Below are 18,662 nucleotides of genomic sequence, written 5' to 3'. Positions count from 1 at the left end.
AAGTGATGAGCCAAGGCGCAACCATGACCGGCCGATGCGGGTAGGCATCAGACAACTATCGGGGACTGGGATCGGCAGCGTCCGATAGACATCAGTAAAATCAGAGCCGCAGCTCTATTTTTAATCATGCCTAACAGCGAGCATTGGCTAGCTTTACCGCATAACGGGCAGCGGTGTTCGCATAAATGGCGTTAAGGAAACACGGAGTGATGGCATCACCAGATGTCTGGAGCGCAGCTGCGCTGAGGTGGTTAAACCCGTCATGCCTGTACTCCTCTGTGATGAAGTGGGGAATTCGCGCAATGATTACACGTTTTTTTCGAGGGTTCAAGCCGGTTAATAGTTACTATTAATGCATAATTATTTATTGATACCGTGTGGGTTTCCCCACACGGCCAGGCAGGCGTTGATTAGAACAGGTTGAACTTGTAATCCACCTGGAACTCAATCGAGTGGTTCTGAGCGCGCATCGGCTTGCCATCCGAGGTCAGCTTCGGCTGGTTGCTCTGGCTCTGGTAGTTCCAGGATGGCCCACCGGACAGCTGGAACGCCAGATCCTTCAGGGCAGGCTGTGACGGCGTCCAGCGGGAGTAAACCAGGGTTTCACCACGCTCAATGCTATGGCCACGGTACTTCATTCCCCAGCCATAGTTGGTGACCATCCCCAGCTCAACCTCTGGCGTAACGGCATAGCCGAAGGTCCAGGCCAGCATCTTTTCCTTATCGCCCACATAGTCGTTACCCCAACTGTCGGCCATGGAGTTAAAGGTGCCGCGGCTGTGTTTGGCCAGGTGCCACTCAAAGCGCCCTAACCCGTTGCCATTATCGAGTGAGGCCCGGGTGTATGAAGCCCCAACCTTATGCTTCCAACGCTCGGCGCGCCATTCGGCGTACATCGCATAATGGTAGGCATCATCATCGAACGTCTTGTGACGGGTGGACATGCGGGTCCAGTCTTGCAAACCATGGTTGTAATACAGTTGGCTGGCAAACTTGAGGCGATTTTCCGCCCAGGACGCCGGTTGCCAACCCAGTTCTAACCCGTGGCGCTGCATATAGTTATGGCTTTCCCCCAGGAAATAGAGCGCACTATAGCCGTGATCGCTATAGCTCAATTCACCGGTCGCAATGCTGCCGATCTCCTTTTTATCCGCAGTGAGGAAATGGATCTTATCCGGAGAGTCCCTGTCGCTATAGCGAGTTACGTAGGCACCGCGTACCCGTACTGGCCCGGTTGCCGCTTCGCCACGCAATCCCAGATAGGTACTTGGAATGGCGCGCGTGGAGTTATTGAGTGCGCCCCATTTTTTAATCTGCTGCCAACCGGAATAAAGGTGCAGATAGGTATCATCATCACCCAAACGCCCTTTCAGGTAGAGCTGACCCATCTTGTTGAAACCTTTGGCCTGACCGTTGTCGTTATACAACACGCTACGGCCCCAGAAATCATCGCTGGCGGCCAGTTTAATCACGCCATAATAAGAAGCGTCTACACCCAACCTATCCGCAAAATAGCCGGACTGATAATCAAGAGTGATCCCCTGCCCCCAGGCCGTTTGAATGGAGCGCTCCCCATAATCCTCGGTGCTTAAATTTTTAAACACGTTACGGAAAGAAAGGTCTGCGTGGCTATCGTTAATAAAACTTGAGAAGAGACGATCGCTTACCTTTATTTCCTCTGCGCTGAGGGGTAAAGAGAACATCAGTGCAAACAGTGCCAGTGGTTTTTTTATTTTAAAATTATTTCTTTGATACATAGAAAAATTCCGTTTTCTATCTACTAACCCAGAACTATTTAATTAAATGATTTCTAGATAATGAGGAAAATATGTCACCCTGCAACCAGGGTGACATACGGCTAATAGTATTATTCTGTAATAATGGTATGGATCAGTTTTGGCGCTTGCGCCTTATCGGCAAGGGTGATGCTGTCATAGATTTTCGCCATGACGTTCTCCACATCTGGGCGGTTGGCATGGATCGTTACCAGCGAGTCACCGATGGCGACCCGATCGCCAACTTTTTTATGCATCATCAGGCCCACGGCCAGATCGATGTCATCTTCCTTGGTGGCACGACCGGCACCGAGCAACATGGCTGCCACACCGATTTCGTCGGCCACAATGTTGGCGACCACGCCCGCCTGCTTGGCGGGGACTTCAATCAGGTATTTAGCCTGCGGCAGCTTCTCTGGATGATCCACCATTGAAGCATCGCCACCCTGGTTGGCCAGGAAGTCACGGAACTTGGCCAGCGCCTTGCCGTTATCGATCACCTCTTGCAGCATGGCGCGCGCAGCCGATAACGAATCGGCCTTCTTCGCCAGCACGACCATTTGGCTACCCAACTGCATGACCAGTTCGGTCAGATCTTCCGGGCCTTCGCCACGCAGCGTATCGATGGCTTCCTTCACTTCCAACGCATTACCGATGGCGTAGCCCAAGGGCTGCGACATATCGGAGATCACCGCCATGGTATTACGGCCCACGTGGTTACCAATGCGCACCATCGCCGTGGCCAGCTCGACGGCATCCTCGGTGGTTTTCATAAACGCACCGGCACCGGTTTTCACGTCCAGTACGATGGCATCGGCACCCGCCGCAATCTTCTTGCTCATGATCGAACCGGCAATCAGCGGAATAGAGTTCACCGTACCGGTCACATCACGCAGCGCATACAGCTTTTTATCCGCCGGGGTCAGGTTACCGGTCTGGCCAATCACCGCCACCTTGTCGCGGTTCACCAGCTCGATAAACTGTTTGCTGGAGATTTCCACGTGGAAACCGGCCACCGCTTCCAGCTTATCGATAGTGCCACCGGTATGCCCCAGGCCACGGCCCGACATCTTCGCCACCGGGATATCCAGCGCCGCTACCAACGGTGCCAGCACCAACGTAGTGGTATCACCCACACCGCCGGTAGAGTGCTTGTCTACCTTGACGCCTTCAATCTCCGAGAGATCGATCACGTCACCGGAGTTCACCATCGACATCGTCAGATCGGCACGCTCACGATCGTTCATATCCTGGAAGAAGATCGCCATCGCCAGCGCACTGGCCTGGTAATCCGGAATATCACCCCGGGTGTAGCCGTTAACAAAAAACTCAATCTCTTGCGTAGTCAGCTCTTTTCCATCGCGCTTTTTGGCGATGATATCAACCATTCTCATTGTCTTTCCCCGGATATTTATTTCTGTAAATCGATTTTGTAAACGGCAAAGCCGATATCGTCTTTTCCTACCAGCGTCATTGGGTGCTGCGCGGCCTGCAATATGTAATCAGCCGCATTCTGGCTTGGTGAGGTCTCGATGCGGATATCCAACGGCTTATCCGCAGTAATTTGCGCGATCCGCCAGTTGTTTTTTACCTCTGGCGTATATGCGCCATGCTGTTTGGTCTGCTCGGAGATGTAATTGGCCACGATAGTGCGCACTTCATCCGGCGAGGAGATAACGATATTTTTTTCACCCGTACCGGCGAACTTGCCGGTAAATGCCCGGTAATTGTTCACGGCAACCAGGAATGGCGCGTCTGCTACCATCGGCTTACCTTTATAGGTCAACGACTTGATACGCTGGGCCTGTGGATTGATCACGTTGCAATCCACGTCATAACGCGCTGGCTGGGTTACGTCGATCTGATAGCTCAGATCGTCAAACATATCGAAGTTGTACGCCCGGAAGCCGTTCCAGTTGAGCAGGGGCTGTGGCTTATCGCTGTTCACGTCGATCTGGTTGTACATGCCCGCAGAGCACTCCAGCCACTCTTTCAGCTCGCTGCCTTTCACTTTCACTGCCGCCAGCGTGTTGGAATACTGGTACAGATCGGCCGCATTACGGAAGCTCAGAGGCCCTTTACGCATATCGACGAAGGCTGCCGGGTCGTTCTTCCTGCCACCCGCTTTGAACGGTGCCGCAGCTGACAGTACTGGAATATCCGCCAAATCCGGATCGCCCTGAATAAAGTGTTCAACGTAGGCTTTCTGCGCCGCACGGATGATCTGGATGGCCGAGGAGTCCTGCACTAATGACAGATAGGTATTGGTATCTTCGGCAATGGTGCCAATCGGCTTGTTAACGAACTCACGGGTCTCGTTATGCGCTTGCTCCAGCGTTTTCACCAGCGTGGCCTTGGCATCGACCAGCGATTTGTCATTCTTCTTATCAAAGATTGGGCGAGCTTCTGCACGGCTGGAGACCACCTTCCAGTTATTGGTTTCCCCTTCCAGCACCAGATCGATCACCCCCAGGTTATCTGCCCAGTGGCCCGGCATGACTGCTGGTACGCCGTTGACCGTACCCTTTTCAAGATCTACCCCAGGAATAGCGGCGAAATCCTTGCTTGGGAAGATACCGTGAGAGTGGCCAAAGGTAATGGCATCGATACCTGGAACCTGCGTGAGGTAGTAGACCGAGTTTTCTGCCAGCGCCTTGTAAGGATCGGCAGAGATGCCGGAGTGGGCGATAGCAATCACGATATCCGCCCCTTCCTTACGCATCTGTGGCACCAGCTCCTTGGCGGTTTCGGTAATATCTTTGGCGATCACCTTGCCCGACAGCTTGTCCTTGTCCCACAGCACAATCTGTGGCGGTACGAAGCCGATATAACCGATGCGCAGCTTATGCTCTTTACCTTCGGTATCTTTTACCGGCGTATCCACGATCAGGTACTGTTTGAAATACGGCTTGTTGGTCTTGGCGTCATAGACGTTGGCGTTGATGTACGGGAATTTGGCCCCGCTAATCGCCATTTTCAGGTAATCCAGCCCGTAGTTGAACTCGTGGTTGCCCAGGCTGCCGACCGCATAATCCAGGGTGTTCATCGCCTGATAAACCGGATGTACATCGCCCTTCTTCAGGTTGGCGGCAGCATAGTCCGCCATCGGGCTACCCTGGATGATATCGCCGTTATCGACCAGCACGCTGTTGGTCGCTTCCGCGCGGGCAGCATCAATCAACGTGGCCGCTCTCACCAAGCCGTACTGAGCGGTGGCTTTATCTTTGTAATAGTCATAATCCATCATGTTGCCGTGAACGTCGGTGGTTTCCATGATACGGAGATCCACCGTTGCGGCATGCGCAGCGCCTGCAACCAACAGGGCCAATAACGATAGCTTGAGGGGAGAAGTCATTTTCATCACATATTCCTTATTGTTATAGCGTTAGCAGACCACAACCTCTCGATGTGGCCTTGAGCTAATTAAAAGAAGAAACCTACGACGGCGGCGTTCAGGAAGCTGACCAGCGTGGAGCCGTAAAGCAGCTTCAGGCCAAAGCGGGCTGCGGCGTTACCTTGCTTGGAATCCAACGCCTTGATGGCACCGACGATAATGCCGATAGAGGAGAAGTTGGCGAACGACACCAGGAACACCGAAATAATCGCCATGGTACGTTCGGAGAAGTTGTAGTCACCCTGCGACAGGTTGAGCATGGCAACAAATTCGTTGCTAACGATCTTGGTTGCCATCAGGCCACCGGCCTGCACCGCTTCGTGCCACGGTACGCCCACCAGGAAAGCCAGTGGAGAGAACACGTAACCCAACACGCCTTGGAAGGAAATGCCAAATGCAGCGGTGAATAGCGCGTTAGCCATGGTGATCAGTGCAATAAATCCAATCAGCATCGCGCCAACGATAATCGCCACCTTGAAACCATCGAGGATGTATTCACTCAAGACTTCGAAGAAACTCTGCTTCTCCCCTTCAATGACATCCAGAATGTCTTCCTCAGGCTTGACCTGATAAGGGTTAATCAGCGACGCCATGATAAAGCCACCAAACAGGTTCAGCACCAAGGCAGTCACCACGTAGCGCGGATCAAGCATCACCATGTAAGCGCCCACAATCGCCATTGATACCGTCGACATGGCCGAGGTACACAGCGTATACAGGCGGTGCTCCGGCAGCAGGCCGAGCTGTTTTTTTACCGAAATGAACACTTCAGACTGGCCGAGGATCGCCGAAGCCACCGCGTTATAGGACTCTAGGCGCCCCATGCCGTTGACCTTGCTCAGCGCCAGGCCGATGTACTTGATGATAAAGCCCAGGATGCGCCAGTGTTGCAGGATGCCGATCAGCGCGGAGATAAATACGATAGGCAGCAAAACGGACAGGAAGAACGAGATCTCGCCGTGATTCACCAAACCACCAAAGACGAAGTTCACACCTTCGTTGGCATAGGAAAGTAAATTGCCAAATACCCCGGCGATCACGCCAATCACTTTATTGCCTACGTCGGTCTTCAGTAGCAGTGCGGTCATCAAAAACTGGCAGGCCAGCATGACGAAAATCGGACGATAGCGGATGTTTTTGCGATCGTTGCTCACTAAAAGTGCCAAAATACAGATAGTAACGATACACACTATCCCTATGATATATTTCATTTTTTCCCCAAAATTATCTGCGAACCTTTACGTTCTGTTGACCAGCCTTGTACCCTGGCAGATGCCGGGAACTAATGATGTTATTATCGAAACATAACACAGACAATATGTTATTAAAGTTACACGGATCACATTTAAAAATCACAATAACCTTAAAATACATATATGTAACATGTTGCACCTGTCACTAACATTGAGATGATTATGGATGAGGCAGAGATGAACATTGTTGGGGGGAGTTTTTTGATTTCTGGCTTCGGGCGTTTGAGGGGGAGAAAGGAGAAGGCTGGCGCAGGAAGGTAGCCCTGCCCTTGCTTGAAATTAGAGCAATCGCTCGGCTTTGTGACAGAAACCCATTGACGACACAGGGCCAAATACGGTTTAATGCGCCCCGTTGCCCGGATAGCTCAGTCGGTAGAGCAGGGGATTGAAAATCCCCGTGTCCTTGGTTCGATTCCGAGTCCGGGCACCATCATTTAGAAGAACCCGCCTATGGCGGGTTTTTTGCTTTCCAGGCAATAATCCTTTGACCTACGCACTGCGACCGGGATTTCACCTTGTTGAGTCTAATTTCTCATGATTTGCTTAAAGGCATTAGCGGTATTTTTGATGGCCACTTCTGTTGGTAAGCGTACCATCGGACTGGCCCCGTAAAAACCATGGCAGTCTGGGCAATGCGAGAGAATATAGGCTACATCCAGTAGCCAGGCAGCATAGGTATCCTCCTACCGTCTCCATCGCTTCATCCATGCCACATTTAAAAATATGATCCCGAGCATCTAAGCTAATCCTTCGCCCAGAGCAATCACTTCAGTAATCAATGCCATCGTTCATAGTGACTATGCATAGAGCCGTAGCTACATTACGTGGGTAAAGTCATATGCCAGATATGGATTAATATAGCCGTTCAACTGTTCTAATCCTCACGACCTCAATTTCGATAACATTTCAAATGTAGAGTCGTCGTCTTGAAAGAGGCTTCAGATGCCTCTTTTTAACATCATTTCGCTATTACTTTCCGTTGAGAAGATGTTCGACAAAACAGGAAAAGAAAGTTAATGAACGTCCCAGAGTTGCTGAATAAGGTTGAAAATATGAAGTTCTGAATACCCCTGATAAGTATCGCGAAAGGCATAAGCAATAGTGTCATTGATCTCAATATCCCATCGCCTATAGCTCTCATAGGGGTAATAGCAATAAAAAACCTCCTTTATTTTCTGCTTAATTTCTGTTTCGAACAACCCACAACCCGAATGACTCAGACAATGGACTATAACATCAGAGCGCCTCATGTTATTCGCATTCCTAAGGGAAATGTAAATCAAATGCACTACAATATACTATCGCAACTCAATTAATAGAAGTTAACACGCAAATAATAAAATTAAAATTAAACTTAAATAAAATTAATAAAAAATAAAGCAATAATTTTTTTAACGCAGGTACTTACCTCGATAAATGTATGTTAGCATCATTAGATGTTCTCATGTATCTACAATAACAATACCAGCCAAACATCTTCTATATGTCTAAGGTCAACAAACCCCATGTAATAAACTCTCTTTTCTAATTTGTTCAAAAAATAAATTCACCAGTAAAATAAATAAGGTATTTAACAATGACAAATAAATGGTTAGTACTTTCACTGATCATCGCAATGTATCTTCCTGTGTCAATCGATGCCACAGTTTTACATGTTGCTGCTCCGACACTGTCTATCGAGTTAAATGCCAGCAACAATGAACTACTTTGGATCATCGATATCTACTCGTTAGTCATGGCATGCTTTCTACTGCCAATGGGTGTGCTCGGAGATAGAATTGGCTTCAAGCGGCTTGCTTTGATGGGGAGTGCAATTTTTTGTGTGGCTTCTCTTTTTGCCGCGATTTCTATCAATGTCATGTCATTAATATTGTCGCGAGCTTTTTTGGCTCTAGGGGCCGCGATGATCCTACCCGCGACCCTCTCAGCATTGCGGCATACCTTTGCCGATGAAAAACAACGTGCCATTGCACTTGGCGTATGGGCTGCAGTGGGTACAGGTGGTGCTGCCATGGGTCCTCTGGTTGGTGGGGCTTTAATGGAGTATTATCATTGGGGCATGGTATTTGCTATCAACGTGCCGTTGTGCCTACTAGTTATCATAGCGACATTGACGCTACCTTACCAAGTTAAGATTGATAGATCAAAAAAGCTACCCATAGTAGATTCCATATTCTTAATAGTAGCTATACTTCTCTCCATTTTTTCAATTAAGACAGGATTCAGTGAGGGTTTTAATTACGTTAAAACTGCCATGCTATTTTCCGGTATTTTCATGATCGTGATGTTTTTTAAATATCAGGCAAAAACAAACTCCCCCATGATCGACGTGTTACTTTTTAAAAACAAGGTAATCATTGCCGGTATAATTATGGCTCTCACAGCCATGATCTCACTTGTTGGGTTTGAATTGCTGATTTCTCAAGAATTACAGCTTGTTTTTGGCAAAACTCCACTTCAAGCAGGCCTTTTCCTGTTACCGTTGATGATCGCCAGCAGCGTTTGTGGTCCTATCGCTGGTTGGCTTGTCTCCTTCATTGGTTTGCGTCAAGTCGCGACAGGGGGATTGCTGCTTAGTGCAGTCAGCTTTATTGGAATGGCGATGACTGATTTCAATTCCCAAGTCTATATGGCTTGGGCATTCATGATACTTTTAGGTTTTAGTGTTGAAGCCTCGCTGCTGTCCTCAACCGCAGCTATTATGAATGCAGTCCCAAAAGAAAAAGCCGGTGCGGCTGGTGCCATCGAAGGGATGGCCTACGAGTTAGGCGCCGGAATCGGCATCGTGGCCTTTGGTCTGATGATGTCATACTCGTATATGAACGCCCTGTCTTCTACAATCGAACCTTCTTCAATTGATTTTGAGAAAACCAAAGGGTCACTAAGTCAAGCTATGCAGTACATTAATAGCCTAACTCCTATGCATGGGGAGCAACTTTTTTCGAAGGCCAAAACGGCCTTTTTAGCATCACACACGCTTGTTTTATCTCTCGCTGCATCGATTTTATTCCTGCTGGCGGGTCTCATCTATAGACTGCTATCAATAAAATCAGCGGATATTAAATAAAAACAGAAACCACACGAAAATTTGATACCAACCGCATCAATCGCAACCTGACAGATTTCATTTTTCACAAATTAACTTTGTCGGGTAAGGTGCTTGTAGAACACTTCAATGTAATCGGCAAAACCCAGGCCATGTCCCGGTTTTTGTCGATTCTCTTTCTGATCCGCTCTTTTTTAGCGAACTGAAGAACGATTCTGCCACCGAATATCCCAGCAATTTCCTCAAAGGCTCACACTCGGTGTCGCCCACCAGAACCGTTGCCAATCATTGCTACAGTACTGCTCTCCCTATCGCTACGCTTCCAGTTGGTTTGATCTATCAGCAACACCCGGCAACAAACATGCTAGCCACTATCGTGAATTAATCCCGTTATATTTCCTAGCAGATTGATTGACACTCAATCATTCATGCCGAACTGCCCCCCCGTCACCGCGCAAAACAGAATAAAAAACTAATTAATCGCTAATTTAATAATTATTTTGCTGATTACTGGCCAAAATGTAAAATATAAGTGCAATTTGATACAAGCCCTATCGTATGCCAAAGGTACAAAACACTCTGATTGATAGTTGCCAGTAGAGCATCAATGTCAATTTGGTGCGGTAGCTATTGCGCCATACTTTACTACATAAATAAATCATATAAGGTTAATAATATGAAAGTATTAATTGTCAGTGATTCACATTATGTGCGTGATGGAATATCCTCTCTGCTTAATAGAAGACATAGCGTTAAAGTCCTAACACACGCGTCCTATAATGAATTATATCTTTATAACTTTCCGAGAAGCAGACCTCACATTATTTACTTTCACCTAAACTCTATTCATCAAATTAACTCTTTATTAAGAAATGACGTACAACGAATTAGCGTATTTTTTTCATCCAATTTTGAGGGGTTAATAAACACCCTGTTATGGCCTGACAATCATAGTTTCATTCGATTAGACTCAAAGGTAGATAAACTGGAGGATTTTATTTTACAACAAGAGAGAAATATAGATTATTTGCAAAAAACCGAATCAACAATACCTGCAAAACATTATGTTTCAGCATCTGAGCTTGAGGTTATAACGTTAACTTCAATATCATGGTCTTGCCAGAGAATTGCCATGACTAAAAATAAAAGCTATAAAACCGTTCATAAACAAAAATTATCAGCCATGAGAAAGCTGGGGTTCAGCAATAAAATTAACTTTTCAAAATACTTAACAAAAATAAATTACCACTCATAAATATGCCAAGTAACCATATATTTAAACCACGACCATTACAAACCGATAATAAATATCACCTTTTATTGTTAAAGCTTATTTAACAACCTGCCGCCTTTATATGAAACGAGAATAATCATGGATATAAAAATCAACACAAGAAAATTATCAATTATAGGTATTAATTTATCTATAACTCTACTAATCATCATCATTATCTGCGGACTACCTTTTGCTATAAAATCAATCTATAACGAAGTAGTGAGTAATGCTTCAGACTCTGATAGATTTACATTGATTGAACCAAATAAATTCGATGATTTCACTCAACTGGAAATATTGACAAAAGAACTAGACCCGATAAACCAGACGATTAAAATTACAGTATCAGGGTATCATAACTGCCAAACACGATGTAACAAAAAGTCGCTGAGATTACATATATCAAGCTATTACCTGAAAAATGCCAATGAAAAACGCGTCCCGGAAAGTTTTGTTATAGACATCCCCAAAGGAGGTACTGAATTTGAAAAAGAGATCGTCTTACCGGTAAGTGGCGATATTCATGAATACCCTTATGATAGTTACTCCGTACAAACTGCAATAGCACTAGAAAGTATTGTGAATGGCATATCAACCTTTAGTAATAAAGAGAGCAATGCAATTGCTATTATACTCGACGAGCAAACATCGCGCCTACAAGATATCAAACATACTCAGGTATCTGATTTGAAGACAGTGATAACTGAGCACCCTCCCATAGTCGCATTTAGCAGCGATTATGAACGCCCATTTTATGTCAAGTATATAGTCACTCTTCTCGTTATCCTGTTATTGATTACCACGGCTGCAACCATTTTCTTATCTGATTTTTCCAAACTGATTACTGGTTCTGCTGGGATTATTATTGGTGTTTGGGGAACTCGATCTTTGCTGCTTGGCAGCCTCCCTGCAGATGTGACTATCATTGATATTATATTGACACTGATCGTCATTGGAACGCTTATCTGCGTAGCGATTAAATCTGCGTTACATACAAGGAAAAACATTAAGAGGGACTGATGGGGAAATATAATTTCGGCATAAGTTATCTTCCTCCATAAAATAAATGCATATTATCGCATTCTCAGGATGAGGGGCATAATGAAATTCCCAATAGTGAAATTGAACATGAAAGTCATTATAAATAACAACGTCTTATTTGAGCCGAAGTATAGCATCATCTATCGTACTGATGACCATACTTTACATTATCTTTTGCCAAGTTCAGCAACCCGGTTGCTAAGCGAATTCATAAACAAAAATGGCATATTGTTATCCAGAAGACATTTATTGGATCACGTATGGAGAAGGAAAGGGTACACAGCGTCAGAAGCAAATTTAAACAACGCCATCAGCACGCTTAGAAAGGGATTTTCTGAATTAAAAACTGACAGAACAATAATAATTACCATTCCAAAGAAAGGGTTCCAATTCAAAGCAAACATAACGATTCAGCAAGACAACGATAAGCCACCCTTGGTGAGTAACGCTCATGCGCTTTCACGAGTAAAGAAAAAAAACATCAGTACGAACAAAGAGGGGTTTAACAATAGAAAAGAGCACACATTTATTTTACTCGTTATTGCAGCAATATTATCCGCCTTAATCATTACCGCAGTCATTGAGAGCAAAATCTGACTTATAATAGATATAACATTAGTGACTACTTTCATTGAAAAATAATACCTTGAATTCAACTTGTTTAAAAAACATTAAAACTCTCTTGGAGAAATAAGAAAATGGCACTCACTTCATACTATTTTCACACTGCTACGATGGCAGCTCACGCTGAAAGAATGTGCTTTTGGCTTGATGCAATACAACTTTGGGAACAATCATCACTCAAAGCAATCAACCCAGAGAACTATTATTGGGCAAAAAGACGGGCTGAACATTGTCGGGCAAAAATGAATGCGAGTCATCTCCATACGGTCGAACAAAAAACAGCCATTTAGCTTCCCCAAGATAGCAGAAAACCAGTTTAAGCAATACTTGCTATCAATCGCTATACGAAGAACTTGATCTTATCTGCACGCTGCAGAAACATGGTTTGTGAGACTCTGGTTTCAAGCTGTTCTTAGCGCTTCGATAAAATGGCCTCTTAGGAGATTCAATAAATACTCCCCACCAAATGTCAACAAGACAGGTTGTTACACGAATTCCCGGTATTTCCGCCAGGTAAAAATTCACTACTTGATTTAAAAAATAGTCTATAATTATAAGGTTATAACGGGTTAAACTATGTTTAAGTCCACACAAAGTGAAAGACAATGAAATATATAATAAATAACTCTGTAGTATTTGATGTTAATAGTAGGACCCTGTCGATTCAAGGCGACTCTGAGAGGTCTATTGATTTGCCTGCTCCCTCAGGGCGATTACTCAGCGAATTTATCCGGGTTAAAGGACAACTTGTCACGCGAGATCACTTACTAAAGCATGTTTGGGAGGATTATGGTTTTGTGGTTTCATCTGCAAATTTAAATAACCATATCAGTGTGTTAAGACGCTCATTTATCTCTTTAGATCAAACTGGTGCTATCATTAACACCATCCCCAAATTGGGGTTTCAGTTCGACGCAGAGGTCCAAGCCATTTTATCAGAGAAATCTCTTGAAGACCAAACAATAGAGAACGATACCGACACCCGCATGCAAACAGTATTGGTAAACCATACCACGCTCCCTACTGAACATAGCGATAAAATTGAACCCGTTGCTTTACCAGACACAATGTCCGATACAGTTCTAGCCACTGAACATGAAGAAGATATTAAGCCAGATATTTTATCTGGCATTTCCTCCAGATCTAATAGCATCAATAAAAATCAGAGCACTCTATTGCTAAACAAAACAATTCCAAAAAGCATTGTTTTTCTATCATTAACTTTACTTATTGTTTCCTTATGCATAGTGGGTATTACCTATACCAATATGAATAACATTGCCATGGGAAGATTTAGTCCTGAATTACTTTACACTGAAGGCAAATGCAATATTTACTCGCTAGATTCACATATTAGTTCGAGTAATAAAGCCTTTATCAATGAAGCCAGGGATTTGTTAAAGCCCCAGGTTACAGACTGCTCTGGAGAGGCATTTGATCTATTTTTCCAAAACGACGAAGGAAATGATGTTCGTGGCCAAGTCTACCTTGTTTCGAAATGCAAGAGAGAAAGCAACTCATCATATAGCCACTGCGCAAACTTCAGATTTCTTGAGGGGGTATAAAAATGAAGGTGAAATACTTTCTAACATCCATAGTTATTATACTTCTTCTAGGATACGCTTGTATCATCACATTTTTCAACAAGAAAAGTATTTTGTGTGACTCAGAACAAATTATCACCGTCAGTAACAGCAAAGAAGAGGCAAAATTGGATGCCCTTTACTCGCTGATTTTCAACCACGATAACACCGGGCTACTCCGAGCCGTTGGAGCAGTCAGTATAAATGGTGAGTATTATGGTTTGAATAGAGTTCTCCATTTTAACTACGTCAAAGAACGTTCTGGGAAAATGTACAAATTCACAATTACTGAAGAGAAGATCAACCGCGCGGATACACTATCCACCGAGCTTTTTCACACCTACTTTTTACCAGAAAAGCCCGGGGATTCGTTTTTTGCTGGAATTAAAAACTTGAATGATAATGCTATTTTTGTACGTGGCCTGACTTATCCTTACTTTATCTGTAAGACCCACTAACTCTTCCCCCAGCCATACAGTTTACAACGATATAATGAGGCATTAACGCCTCATTATATCATCGCATATCAGTTATTTTTCTGATTAATGGCAACAAGCAATTATATTTCCATTTTTTGTAACAGGACAACACGACTAGCTTAGTCTCAATGCACGATTTGAAAACCCGCAAATACTTTCTAACCACCACACTTACCAACATTTAGATGAGTATCACCATGGAAATAAAAAAACTCAAGCATACCTTTCTGCTTTACAGCATCAATTTATTTATTGCATCTCTTATCGTTATTATCATTGCAGGGCTGCCCTTTGCAATAAGCTCGATTTACAGCGAAGTAGTGAGCAATTCATCCGATGCTGATAAATTCATCTTAATAGAGTCAGATCGAACGGACGACTTTACTCACGTAGAAATCCTTTCTAAAGAACTAGACCCCATTAATCAAACCATTAATTTAAAGGTTTTTGGTTATCGAAACTGCGATGCAAAATGTGATATTAAACAACTCAAGTTGCACATCTCCAATTTCTACTATAAAGACTCAAATGAAAACCGTATACCTGAAAGTTTTATTATTAACATTCCGGCAGATGGCTCTGAATTTGAGGAAAACATTATCTTACCAATCAATGGAGTAGTCTATGAATATCCTTATGACCGTTACTCTATGCTTACCGCCATAGCGCTTGAAAGTATCGTTAAGGGGGTGTCCACTTATGCCAAGACAGATGATAACAGGATCAGAATATTGCTCGATGAACAGACATCTAGGTTACAGGATACTGAACACCGCATCATACCGGATTTGAGAAAAATCATGACTGAACATCCACCTGTGATAGCCTTTGCCAGCAATTACGAACGTCCATTTTATGTAAAGTACATTGTCACTCTATTGGTCATTCTGCTAATCATCACGACTACAGCAACGATTTTCTTGTCTGATTTTTCGAAACTGATTACTGGCTCGGCGGGGATTATCATTGGTGTTTGGGGGACCCGTTCTCTACTGTTGGGTAATCTTCCCCCCGATGTGACTCTCATTGATATTGTGCTCACCATGATTGTTATAGGTACATTGATTTGCGTAGCAATTAAATCCGCACTCTATGCCAGAAAACATATTAAGCGGGATTGATTTTCTTTAGTCAACTTCTGCAAGGGCAATCGCCCTTGCAGAGAATGTGTGGCTTTAGTTAGTAACGACGTCTAACGTCCAAGTATCCTGCCAAACACCTCCTTTTGGCGTGGTTTCACCCGCTGTCGCTACCGCTAAATACTCCACTTGTGTTTGCAGCAATTCATCCGTATTCGCAAGTACTTTCCCAGTACTATCTAAAATGTCATATTGCCAAACATCAGAATCCTCCCCACCTCTCAGTAGCAGTTTCTGATTGTTAGTACTCACTAAACTGTAGGTCTGCCCTTTAATCGAATTCTTGCAGGAAACATAGCCCAATCTGACTGAACCACTGACGGTACCGCTTGTCGGGGTATCGGCAAAGCTACATTTTAGCGCTGGCGGGGTATCGTAATGCGTATGGTTCAGATGCAGCGTAGATTGCGCAGCCAACACCTGCGATGAAGCCAAAGTCACGAACGCCAGAGTTAAAAAACGTAATTTCATGTAATCATTCCTAATCGATAAATTAATCATTAAAAGCACTGATAAAATACAAGTGCTATACAAAACCCTCCATTCAGGAAGGAACGGTATACTGTCCTGCTTGCTTGCAGCCACAGTGGAATCAGCTCACTCAAAGCTGACTACGCTGAGGCCGTACTATCGGCACTCACCAGACCAACGGAAAATCCCGCTGACGGGGCGCTCAACCGGCAAGGTGTAATCAACCCGGCAACGCTGATCCTGGCTGTTTCCCCATTGCACCTGTAAAGCTCCACTGTCTGGCATACCTGATAGATAGACCTCCCCCGCCTCTCCGACCAATGCGCCTTGTGCGTTGGCGGACTCTAGTAAGCTGGCGCTGGCACCGAATGGCACTGGCTGACCATTGAGGCGCTGCAACGTCATCAACACCCGCCGCCCTTTGGTAGCGACAAATTTTGCTTTCACTACCGCGCCCCGAGTAGGGATAACCTCCTGTGCAAGCACTGGTAAGGTATAATCGCTGTCTGATGAACCAGGAGATATTTGCAATGCTTTCACGCTATAAGCGCTGAGGTGAGGGACTAACGCATAACCATTAGCGTCGGTAGACACCAACGGGTTATCCTGCAGGCTGGCGCCTGGTGCGCCGGACGCATCGATCAGTGCCAAGGTTTCGCCTAGATAGGGCGATAAGGTGAAACCGCCTGCATGAAGAACCATGCCGCCTTGCACGGCATAATCCAATCGTTCACTATGGCCGCTATAACCATACCCTGCCGAAGTGGCAACATAGCTACCGCGATAATCGCCCCGAACGCTGCTTTCCCGAGCTTGAGCACCACCACCATATTGCTGCTGCGCTATCCAGGACAATGCCTGCCCCTCAAAAGCGGAACCGCTGATATTCAACGTTTGAGTGACGTTATCTCGCCCTTGAGCCCATACGCCGTAGCCAACATAGTTATTTTGCCTATCGCCGCCAAAAGGCAGACTAACCGCAAGGTTAATCAAGCGTTCATGGCTTAACGAGGCATGATGTGCTCGCTGACTTTCGCTGATCCCCAAGCTAACGAAAGCACCGAGAAACTGTTGCCGATAAGAGCCGCTGAAAGTAGTTCGCTCGCCTGAAGCATGAAAATGTTCACGCAGCCAACGTAGGGATAGATATCCGTTGGTAAACGGCAAAGGCTGGGATAGGCTAAATTCGAAACTTTTCTGCCGCAGCTGGGAGGAACGGTTACCGATCGCGCTTTCCAAAGTGCGATAATCAACGCTAGCATGCTGATAAGCTGCCGCAATATTAGAACCTGTAGTGCCCATTACCTTGCTATAACGCAAGCGGTTCACATTGCCATGACGGCCTGCAGCCTGTGTTTGTGTCCTATCCCCAGAAAGTGCACCTAACTGCCCCAGCATAGCGCCCACACCCAGTGAAAGCGCCTGATAAACACCGGCAATCTGCACGCCACCATACAGCGTGACACCACCAGATAAGCCTGCAGCCTGAGTTAACTGGAAAAAGTTAGGGCTTTGCTGCCGAGCGTCGGTGGAACGGTAGCGCCCCGCCGTTAATCCGTAATTGGCAACACCTTCACGTAATAACACTGGCAACGTGGCAAACGGAAATGTCAGCAATTGCACTTGCCCGTCGCTCTCTTCTACACGCACAACGACATCGACACCATTATTAATCGGCGTAATATCATTGAGCTCGAAGGGCCCTGGAGTCACACTACCGCTATATAACAGTGACTCCCCCTGTGTCACGGTCACTCTTGCTGGAGTACGGGCAATTCCCCAGAGCAACGGTGAGAAGCTACGTTTGTTGTTAGGGGGCATCGCCAGATCGCTACTGAGTTGCACGCCGCTAAAAGGCATGCTGGCAAAAATATCCCCCAGCGTATTGCTGTCTCCTAGCGTTAAACGACTTTGCCAACGGCCAATATGTCTCTCCAGGTAATTAAAGTTCGAATGATAAGTCGTTGGCTGTTCAATGCTGCGCTGGAATTGACTGTAATTGCGATAACGCCAGGCCCCTAGGTTGATACCCGGTAACAGAATGACCTGCTGCGCGTCATAATCAGGGGCTTCTGGTTGCCGGGAAAACTGATGTGTGGAGCTCAACCGGTAATCCAGCAAAACGGCATTAACCCCGGTATCCCAGCGAACAGGATCGACGTCACCTGCTGAAACTTGCCGCAGCAACGTTGCAGGCAACAGCAACAGTAATTGCCGTTGATGAAAGAGGAAGGTCATGCTGGCGTAAGGTATGCGCGACAACATCACGCAGCCTTGATTATCTAATGCACTGCTCGGGATCGCGCCTTCACGTATGCCAAACACATAGAGCTGCTCAGAGGATAAACAGGGCTGCAACCCAGACAAGCCACTTTCGGCCTCAGGTAAAAAGAAGGTGAGCGGTTGCTGTGCGACAAACTGGCTATTTAGCGTGACTTCAACGTGATAAACCCCAGGCAATTGCCCCCCCTCGTAGGCAAAAGCAGATAAATCGGTTGCCTCAGGCAGACTGGTGCCTAAAACTTCTGGATCAAAGCCAAATTCAACCGCCGAAGTCGTTAGCGAGATCGCAAGCAACATC

At 45.6% G+C, this 18,662-nt stretch carries 14 protein-coding genes, 1 tRNA gene and 1 pseudogene; 9 read left to right on the top strand and 7 right to left on the bottom strand.

Going from position 1 to position 18,662, the window contains the following annotated elements:
- Positions 1 to 410 precede the first annotated feature (410 nt).
- The 4 genes from ACX9GU_RS04160 to ACX9GU_RS04145 all read right to left on the bottom strand — a co-directional run bounded on the left by ACX9GU_RS04160 (position 411) and on the right by ACX9GU_RS04145 (position 6,380).
- The gene (locus ACX9GU_RS04160; protein ID WP_473193935.1) at positions 411 to 1,757 is read right to left on the bottom strand and encodes an OprD family outer membrane porin; all 1,347 of its coding nucleotides are present in this window, start codon (positions 1,755 to 1,757) and stop codon (positions 411 to 413) included.
- A 110-nt stretch (positions 1,758 to 1,867) separates the two neighbouring features.
- Entirely contained in the window at positions 1,868 to 3,169 is a 1,302-nt protein-coding gene (locus tag ACX9GU_RS04155) for a pyrimidine-nucleoside phosphorylase (protein ID WP_473193934.1), read from the bottom strand.
- Between the two features lie 17 nt (positions 3,170 to 3,186).
- Positions 3,187 to 5,130, bottom strand: coding sequence for a bifunctional 2',3'-cyclic-nucleotide 2'-phosphodiesterase/3'-nucleotidase (locus ACX9GU_RS04150; protein ID WP_473195106.1), 1,944 nt, complete (start codon positions 5,128 to 5,130; stop codon positions 3,187 to 3,189).
- Positions 5,131 to 5,198: 68 nt separating this feature from the next.
- The gene (locus ACX9GU_RS04145) at positions 5,199 to 6,380 is read right to left on the bottom strand and encodes a NupC/NupG family nucleoside CNT transporter (RefSeq protein ID WP_202672118.1); all 1,182 of its coding nucleotides are present in this window, start codon (positions 6,378 to 6,380) and stop codon (positions 5,199 to 5,201) included.
- A 396-nt stretch (positions 6,381 to 6,776) separates the two neighbouring features.
- Between ACX9GU_RS04145 and ACX9GU_RS04140 the strand changes: the two genes are divergently transcribed.
- Positions 6,777 to 6,852, top strand: a tRNA-Phe gene (locus ACX9GU_RS04140).
- A 94-nt stretch (positions 6,853 to 6,946) separates the two neighbouring features.
- Here the strand turns inward: ACX9GU_RS04140 and ACX9GU_RS04135 are convergent.
- Positions 6,947 to 7,078: pseudogene (locus ACX9GU_RS04135) on the bottom strand (phosphoenolpyruvate hydrolase family protein); the annotation flags it as partial.
- A gap of 920 nt (positions 7,079 to 7,998) precedes the next feature.
- Between ACX9GU_RS04135 and ACX9GU_RS04130 the strand changes: the two are divergent.
- The 8 genes from ACX9GU_RS04130 to ACX9GU_RS04095 all read left to right on the top strand — a co-directional run bounded on the left by ACX9GU_RS04130 (position 7,999) and on the right by ACX9GU_RS04095 (position 15,592).
- The gene (locus tag ACX9GU_RS04130; protein WP_473193933.1) at positions 7,999 to 9,489 is read left to right on the top strand and encodes an MFS transporter; all 1,491 of its coding nucleotides are present in this window, start codon (positions 7,999 to 8,001) and stop codon (positions 9,487 to 9,489) included.
- A 655-nt stretch (positions 9,490 to 10,144) separates the two neighbouring features.
- Positions 10,145 to 10,723 (top strand): helix-turn-helix domain-containing protein, encoded by a 579-nt coding sequence (locus ACX9GU_RS04125; protein ID WP_473193932.1) that lies wholly within the window; start codon positions 10,145 to 10,147, stop codon positions 10,721 to 10,723.
- 117 nt (positions 10,724 to 10,840) lie between these two features.
- The gene (locus ACX9GU_RS04120; protein ID WP_473193931.1) at positions 10,841 to 11,764 is read left to right on the top strand and encodes a hypothetical protein; all 924 of its coding nucleotides are present in this window, start codon (positions 10,841 to 10,843) and stop codon (positions 11,762 to 11,764) included.
- 108 nt (positions 11,765 to 11,872) lie between these two features.
- The gene (locus ACX9GU_RS04115) at positions 11,873 to 12,382 is read left to right on the top strand and encodes a winged helix-turn-helix domain-containing protein (RefSeq protein WP_473193930.1); all 510 of its coding nucleotides are present in this window, start codon (positions 11,873 to 11,875) and stop codon (positions 12,380 to 12,382) included.
- 101 nt (positions 12,383 to 12,483) lie between these two features.
- Entirely contained in the window at positions 12,484 to 12,699 is a 216-nt protein-coding gene (locus ACX9GU_RS04110; RefSeq protein ID WP_473193929.1) for an ANR family transcriptional regulator, read from the top strand.
- A gap of 315 nt (positions 12,700 to 13,014) precedes the next feature.
- Positions 13,015 to 13,974 carry a winged helix-turn-helix domain-containing protein gene (locus tag ACX9GU_RS04105; RefSeq protein WP_473193928.1) on the top strand — a complete coding sequence of 320 codons (960 nt, stop codon included), beginning with the start codon at positions 13,015 to 13,017 and terminating at the stop codon, positions 13,972 to 13,974.
- Between the two features lie 2 nt (positions 13,975 to 13,976).
- Positions 13,977 to 14,450, top strand: coding sequence for a FidL-like protein (locus ACX9GU_RS04100; RefSeq protein ID WP_473193927.1), 474 nt, complete (start codon positions 13,977 to 13,979; stop codon positions 14,448 to 14,450).
- 218 nt (positions 14,451 to 14,668) lie between these two features.
- Positions 14,669 to 15,592, top strand: a complete 924-nt coding sequence (locus tag ACX9GU_RS04095) for a hypothetical protein (RefSeq protein ID WP_473193926.1) — start codon at positions 14,669 to 14,671, stop codon at positions 15,590 to 15,592.
- Positions 15,593 to 15,646: 54 nt separating this feature from the next.
- On the opposite strand, the gene ACX9GU_RS04090 is transcribed toward ACX9GU_RS04095, so the two are convergent.
- Complete coding sequence (locus ACX9GU_RS04090; RefSeq protein ID WP_218520303.1) at positions 15,647 to 16,081, bottom strand: hypothetical protein; 435 nt, start codon at positions 16,079 to 16,081, stop codon at positions 15,647 to 15,649.
- A gap of 156 nt (positions 16,082 to 16,237) precedes the next feature.
- Positions 16,238 to 18,661 carry a fimbria/pilus outer membrane usher protein gene (locus ACX9GU_RS04085; RefSeq protein ID WP_473193925.1) on the bottom strand — a complete coding sequence of 808 codons (2,424 nt, stop codon included), beginning with the start codon at positions 18,659 to 18,661 and terminating at the stop codon, positions 16,238 to 16,240.
- Position 18,662: the final 1 nt, after the last annotated feature.

It is taken from the genome of Serratia sp. K1WW1, assembly GCF_055790865.1.
This window is presented reverse-complemented; position numbering and strand designations above follow the sequence as displayed.

Coding starts and splice junctions, on each gene's coding strand:
- ACX9GU_RS04155 (WP_473193934.1), bottom strand. CDS start 3,169: ATGAGAATGGTTGATATCATCGCCAAAAAGCGCGATGGAAAAGAGCTG.
- ACX9GU_RS04105 (WP_473193928.1), top strand. CDS start 13,015: ATGAAATATATAATAAATAACTCTGTAGTATTTGATGTTAATAGTAGG.
- ACX9GU_RS04115 (WP_473193930.1), top strand. CDS start 11,873: ATGAAAGTCATTATAAATAACAACGTCTTATTTGAGCCGAAGTATAGC.
- ACX9GU_RS04130 (WP_473193933.1), top strand. CDS start 7,999: ATGACAAATAAATGGTTAGTACTTTCACTGATCATCGCAATGTATCTT.
- ACX9GU_RS04150 (WP_473195106.1), bottom strand. CDS start 5,130: ATGACTTCTCCCCTCAAGCTATCGTTATTGGCCCTGTTGGTTGCAGGC.
- ACX9GU_RS04085 (WP_473193925.1), bottom strand. CDS start 18,661: ATGTTGCTTGCGATCTCGCTAACGACTTCGGCGGTTGAATTTGGCTTT.
- ACX9GU_RS04095 (WP_473193926.1), top strand. CDS start 14,669: ATGGAAATAAAAAAACTCAAGCATACCTTTCTGCTTTACAGCATCAAT.
- ACX9GU_RS04160 (WP_473193935.1), bottom strand. CDS start 1,757: ATGTATCAAAGAAATAATTTTAAAATAAAAAAACCACTGGCACTGTTT.
- ACX9GU_RS04100 (WP_473193927.1), top strand. CDS start 13,977: ATGAAGGTGAAATACTTTCTAACATCCATAGTTATTATACTTCTTCTA.
- ACX9GU_RS04145 (WP_202672118.1), bottom strand. CDS start 6,380: ATGAAATATATCATAGGGATAGTGTGTATCGTTACTATCTGTATTTTG.
- ACX9GU_RS04120 (WP_473193931.1), top strand. CDS start 10,841: ATGGATATAAAAATCAACACAAGAAAATTATCAATTATAGGTATTAAT.
- ACX9GU_RS04110 (WP_473193929.1), top strand. CDS start 12,484: ATGGCACTCACTTCATACTATTTTCACACTGCTACGATGGCAGCTCAC.
- ACX9GU_RS04125 (WP_473193932.1), top strand. CDS start 10,145: ATGAAAGTATTAATTGTCAGTGATTCACATTATGTGCGTGATGGAATA.
- ACX9GU_RS04090 (WP_218520303.1), bottom strand. CDS start 16,081: ATGAAATTACGTTTTTTAACTCTGGCGTTCGTGACTTTGGCTTCATCG.